Source organism: Deltaproteobacteria bacterium, assembly GCA_016210005.1.
Taxonomy (GTDB): domain Bacteria; phylum Desulfobacterota; class Binatia; order HRBIN30; family JACQVA1; genus JACQVA1.
The window spans coordinates 1-20,546 of record JACQVA010000048.1 but is presented as its reverse complement, the minus strand read 5'-3'; the positions used below and the strand labels follow the sequence as shown (position 1 = coordinate 20,546).

14 protein-coding genes are annotated in these 20,546 nt (G+C 65.8%); 4 read left to right on the top strand and 10 right to left on the bottom strand.

Annotated features, from left to right (window positions below; genetic code table 11):
• Positions 1–25: 25 nt before the first annotated feature.
• The 7 genes from lpxA to lysS all read right to left on the bottom strand — a co-directional run bounded on the left by lpxA (position 26) and on the right by lysS (position 7,937).
• A complete protein-coding gene (gene lpxA, locus HY699_05530) occupies positions 26–919 on the bottom strand; it encodes an acyl-ACP--UDP-N-acetylglucosamine O-acyltransferase (GenBank protein ID MBI4515262.1) in 894 nt (297 codons plus the stop codon).
• A gap of 7 nt (positions 920–926) precedes the next feature.
• A complete protein-coding gene (gene fabZ, locus HY699_05525) occupies positions 927–1,403 on the bottom strand; it encodes a 3-hydroxyacyl-ACP dehydratase FabZ (protein MBI4515261.1) in 477 nt (158 codons plus the stop codon).
• Entirely contained in the window at positions 1,403–1,954 is a 552-nt protein-coding gene (locus HY699_05520) for an OmpH family outer membrane protein (protein MBI4515260.1), read from the bottom strand. The genes fabZ and HY699_05520 overlap by 1 nt, the downstream gene beginning before the upstream one ends.
• A 29-nt stretch (positions 1,955–1,983) precedes the next feature.
• The gene (bamA, locus tag HY699_05515; GenBank protein ID MBI4515259.1) at positions 1,984–4,317 is read right to left on the bottom strand and encodes an outer membrane protein assembly factor BamA; all 2,334 of its coding nucleotides are present in this window, start codon (positions 4,315–4,317) and stop codon (positions 1,984–1,986) included.
• Positions 4,318–4,412: 95 nt separating this feature from the next.
• Positions 4,413–5,090 (bottom strand): ABC transporter ATP-binding protein, encoded by a 678-nt coding sequence (locus tag HY699_05510; protein ID MBI4515258.1) that lies wholly within the window; start codon positions 5,088–5,090, stop codon positions 4,413–4,415.
• A complete protein-coding gene (locus HY699_05505; protein MBI4515257.1) occupies positions 5,083–6,339 on the bottom strand; it encodes a lipoprotein-releasing ABC transporter permease subunit in 1,257 nt (418 codons plus the stop codon). Before HY699_05505 ends, HY699_05510 begins: the two co-directional genes overlap by 8 nt.
• An 80-nt stretch (positions 6,340–6,419) precedes the next feature.
• Positions 6,420–7,937 (bottom strand): lysine--tRNA ligase, encoded by a 1,518-nt coding sequence (lysS, locus tag HY699_05500; GenBank protein ID MBI4515256.1) that lies wholly within the window; start codon positions 7,935–7,937, stop codon positions 6,420–6,422.
• A 140-nt stretch (positions 7,938–8,077) separates the two neighbouring features.
• Between lysS and HY699_05495 the strand changes: the two genes are divergently transcribed.
• The gene (locus HY699_05495) at positions 8,078–8,920 is read left to right on the top strand and encodes a hypothetical protein (GenBank protein ID MBI4515255.1); all 843 of its coding nucleotides are present in this window, start codon (positions 8,078–8,080) and stop codon (positions 8,918–8,920) included.
• 113 nt (positions 8,921–9,033) lie between these two features.
• Here the strand turns inward: HY699_05495 and HY699_05490 are convergent, their stop codons facing one another.
• The 3 genes from HY699_05490 to HY699_05480 all read right to left on the bottom strand — a co-directional run bounded on the left by HY699_05490 (position 9,034) and on the right by HY699_05480 (position 13,069).
• Entirely contained in the window at positions 9,034–9,999 is a 966-nt protein-coding gene (locus HY699_05490) for an alpha/beta hydrolase (protein MBI4515254.1), read from the bottom strand.
• A gap of 93 nt (positions 10,000–10,092) precedes the next feature.
• Positions 10,093–11,220, bottom strand: coding sequence for a hypothetical protein (locus HY699_05485; protein MBI4515253.1), 1,128 nt, complete (start codon positions 11,218–11,220; stop codon positions 10,093–10,095).
• A gap of 64 nt (positions 11,221–11,284) precedes the next feature.
• Entirely contained in the window at positions 11,285–13,069 is a 1,785-nt protein-coding gene (locus tag HY699_05480; GenBank protein MBI4515252.1) for a hypothetical protein, read from the bottom strand.
• Positions 13,070–13,585: 516 nt separating this feature from the next.
• On the opposite strand from HY699_05480, the gene HY699_05475 reads away from it, so the two are divergent.
• The 3 genes from HY699_05475 to HY699_05465 all read left to right on the top strand — a co-directional run bounded on the left by HY699_05475 (position 13,586) and on the right by HY699_05465 (position 20,298).
• Positions 13,586–16,945 carry an AAA family ATPase gene (locus HY699_05475; protein ID MBI4515251.1) on the top strand — a complete coding sequence of 1,120 codons (3,360 nt, stop codon included), beginning with the start codon at positions 13,586–13,588 and terminating at the stop codon, positions 16,943–16,945.
• Positions 16,946–17,317: 372 nt separating this feature from the next.
• Positions 17,318–17,683, top strand: a complete 366-nt coding sequence (locus tag HY699_05470) for a hypothetical protein (protein ID MBI4515250.1) — start codon at positions 17,318–17,320, stop codon at positions 17,681–17,683.
• A 107-nt stretch (positions 17,684–17,790) separates the two neighbouring features.
• On the top strand, positions 17,791–20,298 hold the full coding sequence (locus tag HY699_05465; protein ID MBI4515249.1) for a DNRLRE domain-containing protein: 2,508 nt from the start codon (positions 17,791–17,793) through the stop codon (positions 20,296–20,298).
• Positions 20,299–20,546: the final 248 nt, after the last annotated feature.

Sequence of the window (20,546 nt, the reverse complement as noted above, 5' to 3'; positions counted from 1 at the left end):
CCCCATTGGTTGTGCGCTCTCGGGCTCACGCAGCGCTGGACGAGTCACCGCCGGCTGCGCGCCCGCGTTCGCGGCACACGCCGTGTTTGGAGGCTTCGATGAAGGCGACGAAGCGCTCGACTTCGGCGCCGGGCACTTCGGCGCGGATACGCTGCGCCGCCTCCGCTACCTTCAGCCCGGAACGAAACATAATGCGGTAGGCCTGCTTGAGCGCCGCGATCGTCTCCTCGCTGAAGCCGCGCCGATGCAAGCCGATGGTGTTGAGGCCGTGGAGCACGGCGCGATCCCCGGTGGCGTTGCAAAAGGGCGGCACGTCCAGGGCGACCATGGCACCACCCCCGAGCATCACCGACTCGCCGATGGTGGTGAATTGCAGGATACCGACCAGCGCACCAATGACGGCGTAGTCGCCGACGATCACATGGCCCCCGAGCTGCGCCCCGTTGGCCACGATGTTGTTGTTGCCGACAATGCAGTCATGAGCGACGTGGGTGTAGGCCATCAGCAGGTTGCCGTTGCCGACGCGCGTGACCATGCCGCCGCCGCTGGTGCCGGGGTGCAGGGTGGCGAACTCGCGGATGATGTTGCGGTCACCGATGATCAGCTCGCTGTCTTCACCGCGGTACTTGAGATCCTGCGGCAGAGCACCGACGGCGGCGAACTGGAAGATCTGATTGCCGGCACCGATCGTCGTGTGGCCTTCGATCACAGCATGTGCACCGACGCTGCTGCCGGCGCCGATGCGGACCCGCGGTCCGATAATGGCGTAGGGGCCGACGCTGACGTCGTGAGCCAACTCCGCCGAGCTGGCCACCACCGCGCTCGAGTGGATTGCGGGGGTCTTCACCGCCGCGCAGCGGCGTGGCCGGGCAACGGCGAGCACACGTCGGGGCGGGGCCTTGGGTTTCTTTGCTTTCATCGTCTGCCTATGATCCGGCTCGCGCCCGCCGGGCGCGGTTCACTTCCATGGCCAGGATGTCAGCTTCGGCGGCCAGCTGGCCGTCCACCGTTGCCCGGCCATGCAAACGCCACAGCGGGGGATGGCGGCGCGTCAAGGTTACTTCGAGGCGCAGTTGATCGCCGGGGACAACCGGCCGGCGAAAGCGGACGTTATCCAGGCCGCTGAGCACCACCGCCGCGCCCGCCGCCACCCCGTCCTTCGAGCGGTGGGCCAGCAGCGCGCCGGCTTGGGCCAAGGCTTCGCAGATCAGCACGCCCGGCATCAGCGGGTTGCCGGGAAAGTGGCCGCGAAAAAACGGGTCGAGCAACGACAGGTTCTTGATCGCGACGATGCGCTCGCCGTCGACGAACTCCAGCACCCGATCGACGAACTGGAACGGGTAGCGGTGCGGCAGCAGGGCCGCGATCTCCTGGTGATCGAAGCCGCCGGCGCCGCCCGCCATCACTCCTTCTCCTTGGCCTTTGCCTTGCCCTTGGCGCCGCCCTGAGAGTTGTAGATTTCGATGATCTGCTCGGTCAGGTCGGCATCCTTCGCGCCGTAGAGGACGGCCTGGCTGGAGTTCTCGAGAATCAGGGTGAAGCCCTGCTTGTCGCCATAGTCGCGGATGACCTGCTGCAGCTCGCGCAGAATGACCGCGGTCAGCTCGTTGTCCTTGGCTTGCAGTTCGGCCTGGGAGTCCTTGTACGCGCGCTCGAAGTCGCGCCCTTTGCGCGCGAGATCTTTCTCGATGGTGCGCCGTTCTTCCTCCTTCATGACCGCCGCCTTCTTTTCGAGTTGCTCGCGCAACGACTCGAGTTCGTCCTTCTGCTTCTTCAAGGCGTTTTGCGCCTTGTCGACCTGCACTTTGAAGTCGTCGCGCGCGCGCTTGCCGGCGTCGGACTCGTTGAGCGCGCGTTGCAAATCGACGTAGCCGATCTTGACGTTGTTCTCGGCCCACACCGGTGCAGCCACCAGGGTCACCAACATGGCCCACAGAACCCACTGCTTGTTCATATGCCTCCGTTCTCAGCCTTTCTTCCTGCTCATGGCGGTCCGCCGAAGGAAAACAGCACGGCCCGCTTTTCGTCGCCCACCCGCGGATTGAGCGGGAAGCCGACCTCGATGCGCAACGGCCCGATCGGCGACAGCCAGCGTATGCCGGCCCCGACGGCGGTGCGCATGTCGTCGAACTCGATACCGTCGGTGGCGCGAAAGGCGTTGCCGGCATCGAAGAACAGCACGCCCTTGAGCCCGAGCGCCTCGACGATCGGGAAGATCACCTCTTCATTGAACACCAATTCCTGACTCCCGCCGATAGCATCGCGACGCACCAGCTGCCCGCGCGAGTTAAACACCGGCTCACGCGGGCCCAGGGAGCGCACCTTGTAACCGCGCACCGAGTTGATGCCCCCTGGGAAATAGCGCTCGAACAGCGGCAGCTCACTGCGGCCGCCGCCGTAGCCCAGCCCGTAACCGAATGTCGCCCCGGGCGCAAACACGAAGGTGCCCAAGCGCGCGCTCTTGTAGAACGGGTAGTACCAGCGCAGCCGGCTCTCCAACTTGAGGAAGCGGCTCTCGCCGCCCAGACCCGCAAGTTCGAGGGAGAAATCCTGCAACGAGCCCGCGGTCGGATCGAACGGATGATTGCGCGTGTCGCGAAAGACGCGCGGTATCACGCTGCTGGTCAAGCTCGAGCCCTCTTCGTCCTTGATGCCACGCACCGCGGTGGTCGAGACGTCTTTGATCTCGGCCTCCTCGATGCGGTACTCCAGGCCCAGCCGGGTGTCTTCGAGCGAGTAACCCCACAGCCTATCCCACCCCAGCGCCGTCAGCGGATACAGCGTACGAATGCCGGCACCGGTGCCGCCGCGCGTGAACTCCTCGAAGATCATCTCCCAATTGAAGAGGTCGACGCCGAGGCTGAGCTCGGTGTCCAGAAAGTAGGGCTCGGTGAAGCTGAGCTGGAACTGCCGGCGAATCGAGCCGAAGTCGGTGTTGAGCACCAGCCGCTGCCCGCGCCCGAACAGGTTGATCTCCGAGAGCCGGATATTGAACAGGAACGACTCGCCCGAGCTGATGCCGGCGCCGGCGGAGAAGGTACCGGTCGAGCCTTCCTTCACGTCGACCAGCAGATCCAGGCGATCGTCGCTAGCGGCCTTGCGCGTGGTCAGGTTGACGTCCTCGAAAAAACCGAGGCGGCGCAGGTTCTCCTGGCTCTTGCGCAGCTTCGAGCCCGAGAAGCGCTCCTGCTCTTGCACCTTGAGTTCACGGCGAATGACCTTGTCGCGGGTCTTGGTGTTGCCGGTGATTTCGATCTTGTCGAAAGCCACCTCGGGGCCGCGGCTGACCTTGTAGGCGACGTTGATGACCTGCTGGCCGGGCTCGCCCTGGGTGTCGGGGGTGACGTTGACGAAGGCGTAGCCCTGATCGCCGTAAACTTCGGTGATCTTGTTGATGTCCTCGCGCAGCTTGCTGGAGCGAAAGGTTTCGCCGCTGACCAGGCCGAGCTGTTTACGCGCCGTCTCGGCCGCGTCAATCAGGTCGCCGGTGATGCTGACGGTGCCGACGGTGTACAGCTCGCCCTCATCGATCTTGATGGTAACGAACAGCCCGTCCTCTTTGCGCTCCACCGCCGGCTCATCGACCCGCACGTCGATGTAGCCTTGGTCGTAGTAGTAAGCGGTGATCCGCTCGGTGTCGGCCTTGAGGATCTCACGATCGAGATTGCCGGCGCCGGTGAGGAACGACAGCAGCCACTCCTCCTTCGTCTGCATCACCTTCTTGAGGGTCGAGGGCGCCAGTTTGCGGGCGCCTTCGAGGACGAGCTTCTGAACCCGAATGACTTTGCCTTCCTCCACTTTCAGGGTAACGATCACCTCATTGTCGCCGACGGGTTCGGTGGCGTAGGTGATGGCAGCGTCGAGATAGCCCTTCTTCTCGTAGAGCTTGCGAGCTTCCTCGATGCCGCGCCGGGCCTTGGTCGGATCAAGGATCGTGTGCGGGCGTATCTTCAGCGCGTTTTCAAGATCTTCGCGATCGATCTTCTTGTTGCCCTCGAGCCTGACTTCTTTGATCTGCGGCCGCTCGGCCACGGTATAGGTGAGCACCCAGAGGGCTTCGAGCTGCGCCAGCTCGGCTTGCACGTCGTCGAAGAAGCCCATGCGGTAGAGGGCGCGGATGTCGCTATCCACGGTTTCGGGGTCATAGTTGCTGCCGGGGCGCGTGCGTAGTTGCACGCGGATGGCTTCTTCCTCGACGCGGTGGTTGCCGGAGATACGGACCTGGTCGAGGCGCCCCGGCTCTGGCAGCAGCTGCGCCGCGGCGGCGGTGCACCGGAGCGCGAGGCCCACCAGCAGGATCTTCGGTAGTACTCGCACCCAACTTCCCCGCACGCGTGACTGGCGCGGATGCGTAGCAAACGCCCCGGCGGGTGTAAAGCCAGCCGGGCGCCGATACCCCTGCGGCGGCGCCATCAGCTCAGCTTCCCGCCGTGCAGGCGCAGTGAGCGATGGGCCAACGCCGCCAGCCGTTCGTTGTGGGTGACGATGACGAAGGTGATGCCGTGGCGGCGATTGAGGTCGAGCAGCAGCGTGTGGACGCTGTCGGCCGTGGCCGGATCGAGGTTGCCGGTAGGCTCGTCGGCGAGGATGGCGCGCGGTGACCCCATGACCGCCCGCGCGATGGCGACGCGTTGCTGCTCACCGCCCGAGAGTTCTCCGGGCTTGTGTGTCAGCCGCTCGCCCAAGCCCACTTGCAGCAGGCAGGCGCGCGCGCGCGCCTCGGCTTGTTCGTAGCCGTGACCGCGAATCAGGGCGGGCATCATGACGTTCTCGAGCGCGTTGAAGTCGGGCAACAGGTGATGGAACTGAAAGATGAAGCCGACCTCGCGGTTGCGCAGCGCCGCCAGCTCCCGCTCTTTGAGGCGGGCCAGCTCCGTGCCGTCGAAGTAAACCGTGCCCGCGGTCGGCCGGTCGAGCGCGCCGAGAATGTGCAAGAGCGTGCTCTTGCCCACGCCCGACTCGCCCAGGATCACCAGCATTTCCCCGGCCGGAACCTCGAGGTCGAGGTCGCTGAGCACGGGCACGGGGTGACCGCCGTCGCCGTACACCTTGCTCAGCTTGACCGCGCGGATTAGGACCGCCTCACTCATAGCGAATCACGTCGACCGGTACGAGCCGCGCCGCCTGGCGCGCCGGATAGATGGTGGCCAGCAAGCAAATCAGCAAAGAGGCCAGCGTGACCGCGGCGAAGTACTCGGGATACATTCGCACCGGCACGGTGGAGACGTAGAAGACATCGGGCGGCAGCTTGATGAACTCGTAGTGTTTGAGCACCACACAACTGACGTAGCCGGCGAGGTTGCCGAGTAGAGTGCCGACGACGCCGACGATGAACCCCTTGTACACGAAGATCCGTCCGACCCCGGCCGCCGTCGCGCCCATCGACTTGAGGATGGCGATGTCCTTGCGCTTCTCCATCACCACCATGATCAGGGTGGCGACGATGTTGAACGCGGCCACCAAGATGATGAGCAGCAAGACGATGAAGTACACCGTCTTTTCGAGTTTCAACGCCGACCACAGGTTGTGATTGACCTCCATCCAATCGCGCACGCGGTAGGGGAAGCCGAGCTCCCGGCTGAGCGCGGCGGCCACTTGATCGGCGTCGTACAAGTCACGCACCCGCACCTCGATGCCCGTCACCGCCTCGCCGAGATCGAAGAAGCGCTGCGCCTCGCGCAGGCTGACGTAGGCCAGTGAGGCATCGTACTCCGACATGCCCGAGTTGAAAAAGCCGACGACGACAAAGCGCTTCACCCGCGGCACCAGCCCCGCCGCACTCGGCGTACCCATCGGCGACACCACGCTCACCGCGTCGCCCGGCGCCAGGTTGAGCTGGCGCGCCAGTTCTTTTCCGAGAATGATGCCGGGCAGCTCGACCGTGCCGCCGACGCCCGGGTCGCGCTGGACGGGGTGGAGTTTGGCGAGTTCTGCCACGTGCCCTTGGCTGAGGTGGCGCTCGAGGTCGACGGTGCCACCCGGCGCCGGGAGCACGCCGCGCACCACCACGCCGGACACGTTCTGTTGCGTCGAAAGCATCACCTGCCCGTAGATGAACGGTTCGGCCGCCATCACCCCGGCGACCGGCAAGACGCGGTCAACCACGCTCTGCGGTTCCGCCATGCTGCCGCTGTAGCTGAGGACGATGACGTGGGGGTTGAACCCCAGGATGCGGTCGCGCAGATCCTCTTCGAAGCCGGTCATGATCGCGAGTGCGATGTTCAGCGTCATCACCCCAATCATCACTCCGATCATCGAGATGACGGTGATGAGGGAGATGAAGGCCTCCTTGCGCTTGGCGCGCAGGTAGCGCAGCCCGATGAAGAGTTCGTAACGCATGCTCGGCTTATCCAATACCGCGATTGGCGAATCGCACGGAACCCCGGCGCAGGCAAGGCGCCCGAACGCCGGCCGCCGCGCTAACGTTGCTCCGGGCGCAGGTGTGGGAAGAGGATGACGTCACGGATGGAGGCCGCGTTGGTAAAGAGCATCACCAGTCGATCGATGCCGATGCCCTCGCCGGCGGCTGGCGGCATGCCGTGTTCGAGCGCGCGCAGGAAATCCTCGTCCATCACGTGGGCCTCTTGGTCGCCCGCCGCCCGCGCCCGCGCCTGCTCCTCGAACCGTGCCCGTTGATCGTCGGGATCATTGAGTTCGGAGAAGGCATTGGCCAGCTCGCGCCCGACGACAAAGGCTTCGAAGCGATCGACGAACTGCGCGTGCACCGCGTTGCGCCGGGCCAACGGCGACACCGCCGCCGGATACTGGTGCACGAAGGTTGGTTGAATCAGCTCCGGTTCGGCCACTGCTTCGAAGGTGTCGACCAGCAAGTAGCCGGCCGCGGCCGGCCCGTAATGCGCCACATAGTCGTGGTTGGCCGCCGCCACCCCGAGCTTGTCGGCGGCAAGCTTGACGGTGGCCAAGTCGAGCGCCAGCACCGCCTCGAGCGCGACGCCGGCGCGCTCGGCGACGTATTCCGGAATCGCGATGCGCCGCCACGGCGGCGTCAGATCAACGCTCCAGTCGCCGTATGACAGCACCCGCCGGCCGAGCAGTTCATCGGCCAAGCTGACCACCAGCTCCTCGGTCAGCTGCATCAGGTCGTCGTAGGTGGCGTAGGCCCAGTAGAACTCCAACATGGTGAACTCGGGGTTGTGCCTCACCGAGATGCCCTCGTTACGAAACACGCGGTTGAGTTCGAACACTCGCTCGAAGCCCCCGACCAGCAGCCGCTTGAGGTACAACTCCGGCGCGATCCGCAGATAGAGATCCATGTCGAGGGCGTTGTGGTGGGTGACAAACGGCCGCGCCGCCGCGCCGCCGGCCAGCGCCTGCATCATCGGCGTCTCGACTTCGAGGAAATCCCGCGCAGTGAGAAAGCTGCGAATGCGATCGATCAGCCGCGAGCGCAGCCGAAAGGCGGCAGACACCTCGGGATTGGCTACCAGGTCGAGATAACGCTGCCGGTAGCGGGCTTCGACGTCGGTCAGACCATGCCATTTCTCGGGCAGCGGCCGCACGGCCTTGCCCAGCAGCCGCACGCCGGCAGCCTCGATGGTCAACTCGTTGGTCCGGGTACGAAATGGGCGGCCGGTCACGCCGATGAAATCCCCCAGGTCCATCGACTTGAACAGCGCGAAGGCTTGCTCCCCCACCACCTCGCGCTTGACGTAGGCCTGCATGCGCCCGCTGCGATCCTGCAAGTGCAGGAACGAGGCGCGCCCGAAATCACGCAGGGCGACGATACGCCCGGCGAGGCTGGCGTGGCCGGCTTGCAGTTCGAGTTCTTCGCGGCTCAGAGCGCCACAGCTGGCCTGCACTGAGGCGGCCGTGTCCTGCGGGCGGAAGTCGTTGGGAAACGGTTCGATGCCACGGGCACGCAGCTCGGCGAGCTTGCGCCGGCGCGTCGCAACTAGGTCGGAGCTATCGCTTTCCACGTGGGTGCGTCCTGGCGCAAAGTCGCTGAGGCTTAACCGGGAAGTCCGGGCGAGTCAAGTTCGCGCTCGCCGCCAGGCGATCGCGCCGGGGGTAGGCGTGGGCCGCGAGATTCGCTTATAATTCGAGCCGAGGGCAAGACGTGAGAAGAACACTTGGCATCGTAGCGGTCACGGCAGCGGCGCTGGTACTGCTGGAGCTGAGGCTGGGGACACCGCTCTTTCGCTGGCTGCAACCGGAGATTCTGACGCCAGCGGAGGGCGCGCTGGTTTCCGCGCCGTTGTTGGTACGCTGGGACGGCCCGCCGCGGCTGGCGCTGTCGCTGGTAGCCAACGGCAGTCCGGCGCGAGACCTGGGAATTCATCCGTCGCCGTTCGAGCTCACATCGCAGGATCTTGCGGCCCCCGGCCCATATCGGCTGCGCGCCCACGCGCCGATTCTCGGCGGCTTTGGCGGCTTGATTCAGGCCGAGCGCCGCTTCGCCGTCGCGGCGCCGGCCCCGCCTCCACCCCGCCGGCCGGCGACTGAACCACGGGCGGCCCAGCCCACACCTGTCGCCGAAGAGAGCGAGGACGAGGAACAGCAGGCCGAGAGCGTGGCGCTGTACGAGGAGAACGCGGCCTTGCGCCAAGAGAACGCCACCTTGTTGCAGGAACTCGAGCGGCTGGTCCAGGAGAACGACGACACTACCAGTCAGGCTGCGGTCGAACGCCAGCAGCGCGCGCAGCTGGCGCAGGAGAATCGTGCGCTCAGCGAGCAGCTGTCGGTGTTGCAGTGGCGGCTCAACGCGGCCCTGACGTGCACCGTCTGGGGTTACTACGCCTATCCACGCCCGCAGACGATTCCGCCCACTCGCCGTGTTGTCACCGTCAGCGATACCCGAGGCGAGGTCTTTCGCGCCGAGCCCGAGTGCGAGACGGTTCGCCGGGCCGACCCGGCCGCCGCCTCACCGTGCTTCTGCGTCGGCGCCCCTTGGGGCAGTTGAACGAACAAATAGGCAGCGCTGTCCCGTTTGGTGCCTTCGGCCGTCGGTCGTGAAGCGACCCTTCACCTGGTAGTATCCGTTCAATCCGTCGTAAGAGTCGTACCGTTCACGGCTCAGTCGAGGCTGGCGAGGAAGTCGAGCAAGATGGAGTTCACCCGTTGCGGCTCCTCTTGTTGCAGCCAATGACCGCAGTTCTCGAGCCACACCGGCTCGCGCAGGTTGGGAACCCATTCCTTGGTCGCGGCCACGCCGTCTCTGGTCTGGCCGAGAACCACGTCGTGCTCCGCGCCGATGAACAGCGCAGGCTGTTCGACCCGCAGGCCGGCGAACGGCGCCAGCAGCTCGGAGTTGAGGTCGATGCAGCGATACCAGTTGAGGGCGTGACGGAACGTGCCCTTGCGCTCGAACTCGGCCGTGAATACGTCGAGGTCAGCGGCGCTCAGCCAGTCGGGCAGCGCGGCCGGCTCGCGCAAGCAGTCGTTCAGACACTTCGCCTCCGAGTTGAAAAAGCGAAACTGCTCGCGCGAAATGTCGCCCGAGACCGAGTACAGCAGCCGGCGCAGGGTACCGCGAATGTCGCGGTCCAGCTCAGCTTCCGCCACGCCCTCTGCTTGGAAGTAGAGGATGTAGAGGAAGCCGTCGCCAACCAGTGAACTCAGAAGCTGGGTCGGTGGGATGGGGGTGTGGTGGCTGCTCCAGGGCACGCTCAAGCCGGCGACGGCGCGGAAGCGGTCCGGCCGCAGCCACGCCGCGTGCCACGCCACCGGCGCACCCCAGTCGTGACCGACCACGACCGCCTTCTCCTCGCCCAGGGCGTCGAGCAGGCCGACCAAGTCACCGACCAGATGCAGCTGCGTGTACGAACGGACCTCGGGCGGGGCATCGCTCTGGCCGTAGCCCCGCTGGTCCGGCGCTACCGCGTGATAGCCGGCAGCCGCCAAAGCCCGCAGCTGGTGCCGCCACGAGTACCAGCTCTCCGGGAAGCCGTGGCAGAGCAGCACCAACGGTCCCTCTCCGGCCTCGGCGAGGTGCATGCGGATGCCGTTGGTATTCACGAACCGATGACTGATTGTAACCATGTGTGCCTCACAATCGTGTTAAGGCGGCGTGGTTGTCGCTCGCGCACGCGGGCTAATTGCACCAGCGCGTCGCGCGGTGCCCACCCCGTCCGCTCACGGCGCGCCGTCGAAGAAGCTCTGGAATCCCGAGGGCGTGTGCCGCCCGATCACGACGGTCTCGAGCGTGCCGATCCCTTGCTGCTCGCCCAGCTGGGCCCGCACGAGGTGATGGACGTGGATGTTCTTGTACTCGAGCGGGTCGAGTTCGTCGTGGTTGAAGTGCTCGGAGCCGGTCGCCAGTTCACCCTTCCAGAAGGCGTGACCCCACTCGGGGTGCTGATAGCCGAGTCCGAACATCTGAAACCGTGCGATCGTCTCCCCGCTGATACGCAGCGTCTCGCCCGCCGGCGGCACCAGTTCGAGGTCCCCGCCGCGGGCGCGGCGCGTGCCCTTCTCCCAGTGAATCGTGTGCCGCGCTGTCTGCATTTCCTTCAGCCCGGGATCCTCCAGAGCGGGGATCGCTTCGAGGTCGGCGTACGCCGGCACGATGGCCGCGCCCAACTGCGTCGAGTGCCCGTCGCGATCCTCGAACGTGGCGAAGTGGGTGCAGAAGGCGTCGAAGTGCACCGGGCTCCATACCCAATAGACGCCCGGCTCGGTGCTCAGCCGCCCCGGGGCGCCGCCCTGCGGCTCACCCACGGGACGCACGCCCCACGACTTGTCACGCAGCCCGAAGGTCGTCGCCCGGCGCACTTCCGTGCGCTGTCCGTCGGCGACGAAGTGGCCCTCCCACATGCCGAACTGGGTAAAGCGGCAGGTGTTCAGGATGACGTGGCCGTCGTCGTACAGCAGGCTGCGCGGTTCCTCCGTCGGGATAGTGCGGGCCGTGAACGTCAGGTCGCACGAGATGCCGGTGTCGTTGGCTGCGAGCCGCACGCGCGTGATGCGCATGGGGCGCACGACTTCGACCGCGAGCGGGCCGACCACCGTCTCGCCGCGCTCCTTGGGTGCGCGGCGCGAGGCGTGAAAGGCGTGCTGCCGCTTGCCCAGCGCAACGCTGAAGTGCGCGTCCATCACGTGGCGGTTGGGATACAGGCCGAGCGCGACCTCGAAGATGAAGCGGCCGTCGCGATCGCAGCCGTTGAACCAGTAGCGGTCGTAGAAGTTGCGATCGCTCTGCGATGGCTGCGCCACCGGCTCGGCGATCTGGTGAATGCAGTAGTCGTCAAAGGCGGTGATCATGGCCGCTTCATGGCATTTCGAGCGCACGCCAGCAACGACTTCGAGTTGGCGCCTCAGCTATCCGCTATCCGGCCTTGCCCAGAAAGAATCGCTCGGGGTCGAATACGCGCAGCAGGGCGAGCTCGTCCGCGGTGGGCGGAGCGAGTTCGACCAGGTCGCCGGCGACTTGCAACTCCCAGCCGCAGTGCTGCTGAATTTCGCGTATGCGTTGCTCACGGCTCGATCCGGCGCGGTGGAAATAGCCCGTCAGCAGCAGCTTCTCGCCGCCGCGCTTCTCGAAGCGACCCATGGTCGAGACCACGCAGCCGACCCGGGCGCCTGGGCTGGTAACGTAGGCGACCGATTTGACGAAGGTCTGCCGCCGCTGAGCTGCCACCACGATCGTTTCTTGCGCCGCAGTCACGATGTCGTTGGCACCACCCGACCCGACGATGAACTGGCCGTTGTCGGCGAACGTCGAGTTGATGTTGCCGTGCTGGTCGATCTGCGCCGCCCCGACGGTGGCGAGACACTGATTCGTGCCGCCGCAGCCGTGCAACCCGAGCGCCTCGAAGACGTCCGTGAGCATCGTCGTCGTCGGCAGGTTCCAGTAATTGAGCAGGAAGGGATCAGCCGGGCGCGGATCGTGGCCGTACATGCCTACCTCGGCGACCATCGCGAATTCCCCGCCGGCCTGGCGGACGCGATGCGCCGCGAGCCACGCCATCAGCGCCGCCTGGCCGACGCCGGACAGCACGGTCCGGTAACGCTTGGCCGCAATCCGCTCGGCGATCACGCGCGCGCCCTGAAGCACCATCTCCTCGATCGGACCGGCGGGACGCGGCGCCTCGAACGCCGCCGCGTGAGGCTCGAGCTCCTGTCGCCACGACTCCGGCTTGGCCAGCTCGAACAGTTTTCGAATCCGCTCGTCGCCGAGCTTCTGCAGGTAGCGCTGCTGGTCCTTCACCTCGAGGATCCACTCGCGGACCCATTCGCTATACGCGGCCTCGTCATCTTGCCCACGGCGGTGCGCGCCCATGAAGTCGTAGTCGTTGGCGTACGGCGTGAACTCGGGCACGTCGCGGCAATAGTTCCCGTACGGATGCGAGCCGAAGGGCACCTCGCTGACCGCCACGACGCGCTCGGCGGGAATGCGGACGAGTTGCGCGTAGCGGCGCACGAAGCTGGTGGGCACGATCTGGTGCGCGGTGACGATCACGCCGTCGCGCGCCGCCAGCGCGCCGTACACGTTCTCCTGATATGGGGGAAAGCAGACGGCGTTGCCCGCGGCATCGGCGGCCCAGGCGTGGACGAAGCTGATGTCCGGGCAGTACGCGCGAATCACTCCTTGTCGTTGGCCCGGCGCAAACGGATCGGGAACCTCGGCAAAGAGGCCGCGCGCGTCGAGGTCCTCGGCCATCGAGCTGCCGGCGATCGAGCGCGTGGTGAGAAACGGTACGCCCATCGCACCCGCCAGCAGCCGCTGGGAGATCGTCAGCATCGTCCAGTTCTCTATCTCCAACTCCTTGCGCGCTAGCGCACGCGCGATGATCGGGCTCGGCCCCGGCGTCGGATAGCCTTCGCCCGCAAACGACACCACGGCTCGCTTGAGAAGCCCGAGATGCACGAGCTGCAAGTAGTTGCCGCTCAACGACGAGGAGATGAACTCGAATCCGGGCTGCGTCCCGGCGAATTGCCGGCACACTTCATAGAGCGCCGCCACCGGGCGCGATTGCAAGCTGCACGGGTTGATCTTCATGCCGGGACGCACGAACCGCCGAATCGCCTCGGCCAGCGGCAAGCGCTTGTCCTGCCCGCTGTCGTGCACCGGCGCAATCCGCTGCTCGACGATGTCGCGCCACGAACCCATCGGATCGATGCATACCACAGCGCCCGCGCCGATCACCAACCGGGCGCCGCCACCTCTCCCGCTTTCAAGAGTGCCGCGCCATGCCGAGCGTGGCGGCGGTGACGGGGTTGGAGTTTCGCTTGGATCTGCGTCAGGCCGAACCGCTAGGTAGCATAGCGGAGCGCAACCCCCGCTCACCGCGTCGCCGGCGGGGAGAGGGTTGAGGCGAGCGGATCAAGCCCTGGGACGACCCCACGGCGGCAACGCCGAGCGCGCCGGTGCCGTCCTACCCCACCCGAAAACTAAGGGAAAACCCTAACTTCACAGGCAACGCATTCGCCTGTATATGTCCCACTAACGAACTGCGTGGAGCCGTGGCGCGCTTGCGGCAGTTCGCAGTTTGATTTGGGTTCGCTCTCAAGAGGGGGCCCATGAGGAGGGCCGATTGTGAGAGTTCGAAGCTCCGCAAATGGCAGCCGTAATGAAGCGGCCCGTCTTGTTGACGACGGGGTGCGCGGTAGTGCAAAGAGGGCGACCATGAGTGCCCCCGTGACTGCGCGACAGACTGCCGACGTGTTCGTCGGACGCGAGGGCGAGTTGGCGCGGATGCGGGCCGTCGCCGGCGAAGCCTTTGCGGGGCGCGCCCGCTTGGTGTTGCTGCGCGGCGAACCGGGGATGGGGAAGACCCGCACGGCGGAAGAGGTTGCCGCGGCGGCGCGCGCCGCCGGCGCCCGCATCATCTGGGGCCGTTGTTACGAGGGCGAAGGAGCGCCGGCCTTCTGGCCCTGGGTGCAAGTCATTCGCGCCTGCGCCAGAGACCAGGCGCTCGTGCGCCGCGCGCTTGGGGCGGACACGGGGCTCCTGGCGCACCTCGATCCCGGCATCTTCGAGGCGGATTCGCACTGCCCAACCGAATCGGCCGACAATCGGTTCCGGCTGTTCGACGCCGTTGCGCGCTTGATCCGCGGCGTAGCCGAACGCACCGCGCTGGTGCTCGTGTTCGACGACCTCCAGGGCGCTGATGCGTCGTCGCTGCAATTGTTGTGTTTTGTTGCCCGCGAACTGCAAGACGTTCCCGTCCTGATCGTCGCCACATATCGCCCCGTCGGCGCCGCGCCGGGCACGCCGCTGGCCGACGCGCTGCTCGAATTGGCGCGGGTGTCGGGATGTGTGCACCTCGAACTGACCGGGCTGTCTGCCGCGGAAGTGTCGGAGTACGTACGGCGGGTCTTTGTCGGCCCGCCCAGCGACGCGCTGGTTGCCTCGCTGCATCAACGCACGGAAGGCAATCCGTTTCTTCTCAGCGAGTTCGTGCGGGCGCTGCTGAGCGAGCGCGGGCTCGATGCGGCGGATGGTGCCGACGTGACGGCCATCGGCGTGCCCGAAAACGTGCGCGCCTTCATTCAGCGCCGTTTGCGGCCGCTCTCCCGAGCCTGTCTCGATACGCTTCAGATTGCCGCAGTAATCGGGCGAGATTTCCTAACCGACGTCGTCGAGCGCGCTACCGGCGCCACGTGCGCGGTCGTGCAGGAGGCGGTGACCGCCCGCATTGTGCTTCGCACCGCGAGCGGCCGCTATCGGTTCGCGCACGCGCTCATTCGGGAGACGCTCTACGAAGCCATTCCGGACACATCGCGCCGGCACTTGCACCGCGCGGTGGGGAACGCGATCGAGCAGCTGCCGGATGCGGCCGAACGAGTCGCCGAGTTGGCCTACCATTTCGCCGAGGCGGATGGCGATGCGGACGGTGCGAAGGCGGTCGCCTACGCGCGCCGCGCCGGGGATCGTGCCCTGGCGCTCCTGGCCTATGAAGAGGCGGTGCGCTTGTACGAACTGGCGGATCGAGTGCTCCACGCCGCCACGCCCGGCGCCGACGAAGAGCGCTGCGAGGTGCTGCTGTGCCTTGCCCATGCCCAGCAACGCGCCGGCCAACGCGACCGGGCACGCGACACCCATCAACGCCTCGCCGCGATTGCGCGCCGATTGGGCCGTCCGGATTTCCTTGCCCGTGCGGCGATTGCCGACGGCCACGAAGGGTTTGCGATCGGCGCGAAAGACGAGGAGCTGCTTGCGCTCCTGGAAGAAGCCTTCGCTGCGCTCGGAGATCAGGAGAGCGCGCTGCGCGCCAGAACCGCGGCGCAACTCGCCACCGCACTCAGCGCAGACGGTGGAGCCAGTCGAATTCGCGCCGGGCAACTCACCGTCGAGGCCGTCGCCCTGGCGCGCAGGCTGGGAGATGCTGGTGCGCTGGCCGAGGCGTTGCTCGCCCGCCATTGGGTGCTGGGAGGCTCCTCGAACATTGAAGAGCGCGCCGCCGTGTCCACCGAAGCAATGGCCGCGGCCGCGCTCACCCACGACACCAACCTCATCATGTTGTGTCGCGAGCTGCGCGTGCGCGACTTGCTGGAGTTGGGAGAGGGCGATGCGTTTCGCCGTGAGGTCGAAGCACAGGCGGGCGATGCCGCGCGCATCCGCCAACCGGTGTGGCTCGGTCAGGCGACCCACCTGCGGGCCGTGCGCGCGATGCTGGCGGGACGACTGGCGGAATGTGAACAGCTGGCGCACGAGGCGTTTGCGATCGGGCAGCAGGTCAACCGCGAGGGGGCCTTCCAGATGCTCTGGCTCCAACTGCTCCAAGTCTGCCGCGAACAGGGCCGCCTCGCAGAAGTCGAACCCGCATTCCGCGCCGCGGCCGATCGACATGTTCGCGCCGTCGGGTTTCGGTCCATCTTCATCTACGTGCTGAGCGAGTTGGGTCGTCAGGTCGCGGCTCGCAGCGAGTTCGAGCGGATCGCCATCGACGACTTCGCCGCGATGAAGCGGGGGGCCAAAGCCGCCAGCCTCACGGTCGCATTGCTCGCCGAGGTGTGCGCGGCGTTGGGCGATGCGGCGCGCGCCCCCACGTTGTACGAGCTGCTCCTCCCCTATGCGGGACGGAACATCGTCACCGCGTACACCTTCATCTGTTTCGGCTCGGCCTCGCATCCGCTCGGTTTGCTGGCCGCCACGATGCAGCGCTGGGACACGGCAGTGCAACATTTCGACGACGCGCTGGCCATGTATCGCCGAATGGGGATGCCGCTGTTCGCAGCGCGCACCCAACTCGCGTACGCACGCATGCTGCTGGCGCGGCGGCAGCCAGACGATGCGGCACAGGCGCGCACGCGGCTGGATGCGGTGCTGGCTACGGCGCGAGAACTCGGCGCCGGCGCACTGGAACAGCAGGCCTCCGAGTTGATCGCCTCCGTTGTGCAGAGCGAAGCGCTCCGATTGGCCGGCGCAGCCCACACAACCGGCACCGCACAAGTTGCCGCCGCCCACCTCAAAGCCAGTGCGACGGCCGTGTTCCGCCGCGAAGGCGACTACTGGACCGTGTCGGACAACGGCGCTCCGCTGCGTCTTCGCGACGCCAAAGGTCTGAGCTACATCGCCCACCTGCTCCGTCATCCGGGTCGTGAGTTTCATGTGCTCGACCTCGTCACGCTGGGCGAGACTTCGGTGACAACGACTCCCGCATCTTCCGTGATGGATCAGGGTTTGCCGCTGTTGGACCAGCGCGCCCGCGCGGAGTACGCGCAGCGCGTCGCCGATTTGCGGGCAGAACTCGATGAAGCCGAAGGTCACGCCGACACCGGCCGCGCCACTCGGTTGCGCGCGGAGATCGAGTTCCTCACCGAGGAGATCGCCGGCGCCGTCGGGCTCAACGGGCGTAACCGCCTCGCCGCCGGCCACGCCGAACGCGCCCGCAGCGCGGTGACCAAGCGGATCAAGGAAATCATCAATCGGATTGACGAGCACAACCCGCATTTGGGCCGCTACCTCCGCGAGACGATCAAGACAGGATTGTTCTGCTCCTACGTTCCGGGGCCGACCCGCCCGATGCAGTGGGTCCTGTGAAGCCGTAGCGTCGTCTCTTTCCGCCGGCTTCCCAAGCCGCTCGACATTCCAATTTGTCATTCCGGCGAAAGCCGGAATCCAGGTTGGAGGCCCACCATCCCAACTGGATACCGGCTTGCGCCGGTATGACGGCTGCCCATCGAGTCTTTCGGCAAAGCCTCTCGCGCCCTTTCGCCCCGGAACGATCGGAAGATCATTCCAAATCGATGGGGGCGTGGCCGGCGTCACATCGTGACGCCGGATGTCACGCCCCCTCAACGTAAAAGGGCGCACCGTCGTGACGCCGATCGTCACGATGTGCCGCCGGTCGTCGCGCCCCTATTTGCAGCGGCTGCCGCCGTAGCCGGGAGGAACCTGCGGGAACGACATCGCATGACCGACAGCCAGGACTTGTTCACCTTCCGCCGCGAGGGCGAGTATTGGACGATCGCCTATCAAGGCAACGTGTTGCGGCTCCGCGACCGCAAGGGGCTGCAGTATCTCGCGCACCTCCTGCACCATCCGGGCGAGTACTACTCGGTCCTCGATCTCTCGTCTTGGGCCGGGGGCCCCAAGCCGTTGGATGAGAGCAGTCGCGAACAAGCGCGCACGGCCGTCACCAAGCGCCTCAAGGCAGCGTTGCAGAAAATCAGCACGCACGACGCACAGCTCGGCTTTCATCTCTCCACCCGCATCAAGACCGGCTACCGCTGCGCGTACCTGCCGGGCCCGGAAGGACCGATCACATGGAGCGAATAGTCACATGGTGGCGCAGCCAGCGAGGGCCGCCCCGAGTGCGAGATGGCCCATCGGCACGATTTGAAGACCACTATACATTCGAAACTCACACGAAGGAGGGGATATCGATGACCCGTCAAGCGCGCCCACTGATCCTAGGATGTTTGATCGCAGCACTGTGCTCGCTCGCGCAACCCGCTGCGGCCACCCTGCTGCCACTCGTCGGCGACACGCACACCGTGTCGTCGCTCCCGACCAGCAACAAAGGCATTGCCACCAGCCTCGAACTGGCCGGGCCACCAATCAGCCTCACCACCAAGAACGTCTACGTGCAATTCGATCTGTCGGTGTTGCCCAGCGGGACCGGTGGCAACGACGTCGCCAAGGCGATGCTGACGCTGTATCCCAACACCGTGACCGGCTTGCTCGCCGGCGCGTTCGATGTCGTGCGGCTCACCTCGGCATGGACGGAATCGACGGTCACCTACGCCGTGGCCCCGACGCTGGGCACCACCGAGCAGTCCGCCGTACCCGTGACGCCGGCAGAGAAGAAAGACTTCATCACCGTCGACGTCACCAACGCGGTGAAGGCGTGGCTCAACGGGTCGCTGACCAACAATGGCTTGGCGCTGGTACCGACGGCTGGGGTGGGCTTAAACATCAAGCTCGACTCCAAGGAGAACATCAGCACGAGCCAAATACCGCAACTCGAAGTGACCCTGATCGGCGGGCAGGTCACGTCGTCGAACATTGTCGACGGTACCATCACTGGCGCTGACGTGGCGGATGGCGGGTTGCGCAACGTGGACATCAATTTCGGGACGAACACCGGCGGCAGCAACACGCAGGTCGGCGCCTACGCACTCTCTTCGAACACGACGGGCGGCGCCAACACTGCAGTAGGTCTGTCCGCCATGAACACGAATACTACCGGCAGTAACAACTCCGCATTTGGCGTGAATGCGCTGTTCGGCAATCTGACCGGGAACGCCAACACCGCCGTGGGTTTCGGGGCACTCACCAACAACAGCACGGGTGGCACCAACACCGCCGTGGGCATGAACGCGCTCAACAGCAACACCACCGCGTCGGACAATACGGCCGTCGGCGCGGCCGCCCTCCAAATGAACGATACGGGCACCTACAATTCCGCTCTTGGCTCGGCTGCGCTCCAGAACAATACCACCGGCAGCAACAACACCGCGGTCGGGGTCTTGGCGCTGAACGATAATGTCATCGGGTCTCAGAACGTGGCAGTCGGCGACAGTGCATTGGAGGATAATACCGGTGATTCCAACACGGCCGTTGGCTCCTCAGCCCTGGCGAACAACACCTCCGCCGGCGGCAACACCGCGGTGGGCGCTGAGGCGCTCAAACTTCTCAACACGGGCGATCAGAACACGGCCGTTGGTGCAGGCGCATTGACCAACACCACGGCCGCGGGGAGCAACTCTGCATTTGGCTTCCGTACCCTCGCCAACAACTCCACCGGATCGAACAACACGGCCGTCGGATCAGGCGCGCTCGTGTACAACATGAACGGGGCTTCGAACTGCGCAGTCGGGAGCAGCGCGATGGTCAGCAACACCAGTGGCAGCGAGAATGCGGTCTTGGGCGTCACCGCGCTCTATTTGAACGTGTCCGGAAGTTCCAACACCGCGGTCGGCCGAAATGCGCTGTATTGGAACACTACCGGCAGCGAAAACACCGCCGTCGGCCACAGTGCGCTCATGGGAAGTACGGCCAACCGCAATACCGCCGTCGGCGCCCAGGCGTTGTCAACCTCCGGGAGCGGAGGCGACAACGTCGCCGTCGGCCATTCCGCGCTGGCCGCCAACACGACGGGCTCCTGGAATGCCGCCGTTGGGCGCCAGGCCCTTTACAAGAATGACACCGGCATCAACAACGCCGCCGTGGGGCAAGCCGCGCTTTACAATTTGACGAGCGGTAGCAGCAACGCCGCCCTTGGCAACGGCGCCGGCGTGAACCTCACCACGGGCAACAACAACATCATGATCGGCCACGGTGGCACGGCGGGCGATTCAAACATCATCCGAATCGGGAGCGGACAGTCAGCGACATTCATTGCCGGCATCAGCGGCGCGACCAGCAGCGGTGGCAGCACGGTGTACGTCAACGGATCGGGCCAACTCGGCACCAGCACCTCGTCGCGCCGCTACAAGACCGACATCCGCGACCTTGGCGATACCAGCAGCAAGCTGATGCAGTTGCACCCGGTGGCCTTCCGCTACAAGCCTGAGATCGATCCCGAGGGTCACGCCGAGTACGGCCTCATCGCCGAAGAAGTCGCGCAGGTCATGCCCGAGTTGATCGTGACCGACAACGAAGGGCGGCCGAATGTGGTGCGCTACCACTTGCTCGTGCCCATGCTGCTCAATGAGGTGCAGAAACAGCAGCGGGTGCAGCAAATGCAGGCCGAGCAGATCAACAGTCTGCGCGCGCATCAGGTTGTGCTCAGTGAGCTGCGCCGGGAGAACACCGAGCTGACGAGCGAGAACGCCGCCTTGCGCGACCGGTTGAGCAAGATCGAACAGGTCGTCGAACAGTTAGCGGCCGAGGCGGCGGCACGGCCTACACGTCTTGCTCACTACGACGTTGTCACGCCCCAACAGTAGTGACGCGCCACGCGGCGATACCTCCGCCGCGTCCGACCGGGCGCTGGTGTGTCTGCACCTCAGCGCACCAGCGCCCAACGGTCGAGCAACGCAACTCAACAGCGAGGGTGTCCTTCCGGTGAGCATGCATAGCTCGATTTTTCCGGGGCGATCGGTTGCGACCGGGCCACCGAGACGGAGCGACGGATCAGCGGGGTGGGAACCGGCTGCGCCGCCACCGGTCAGCGCGGTGGATCGGGACCGGTGTT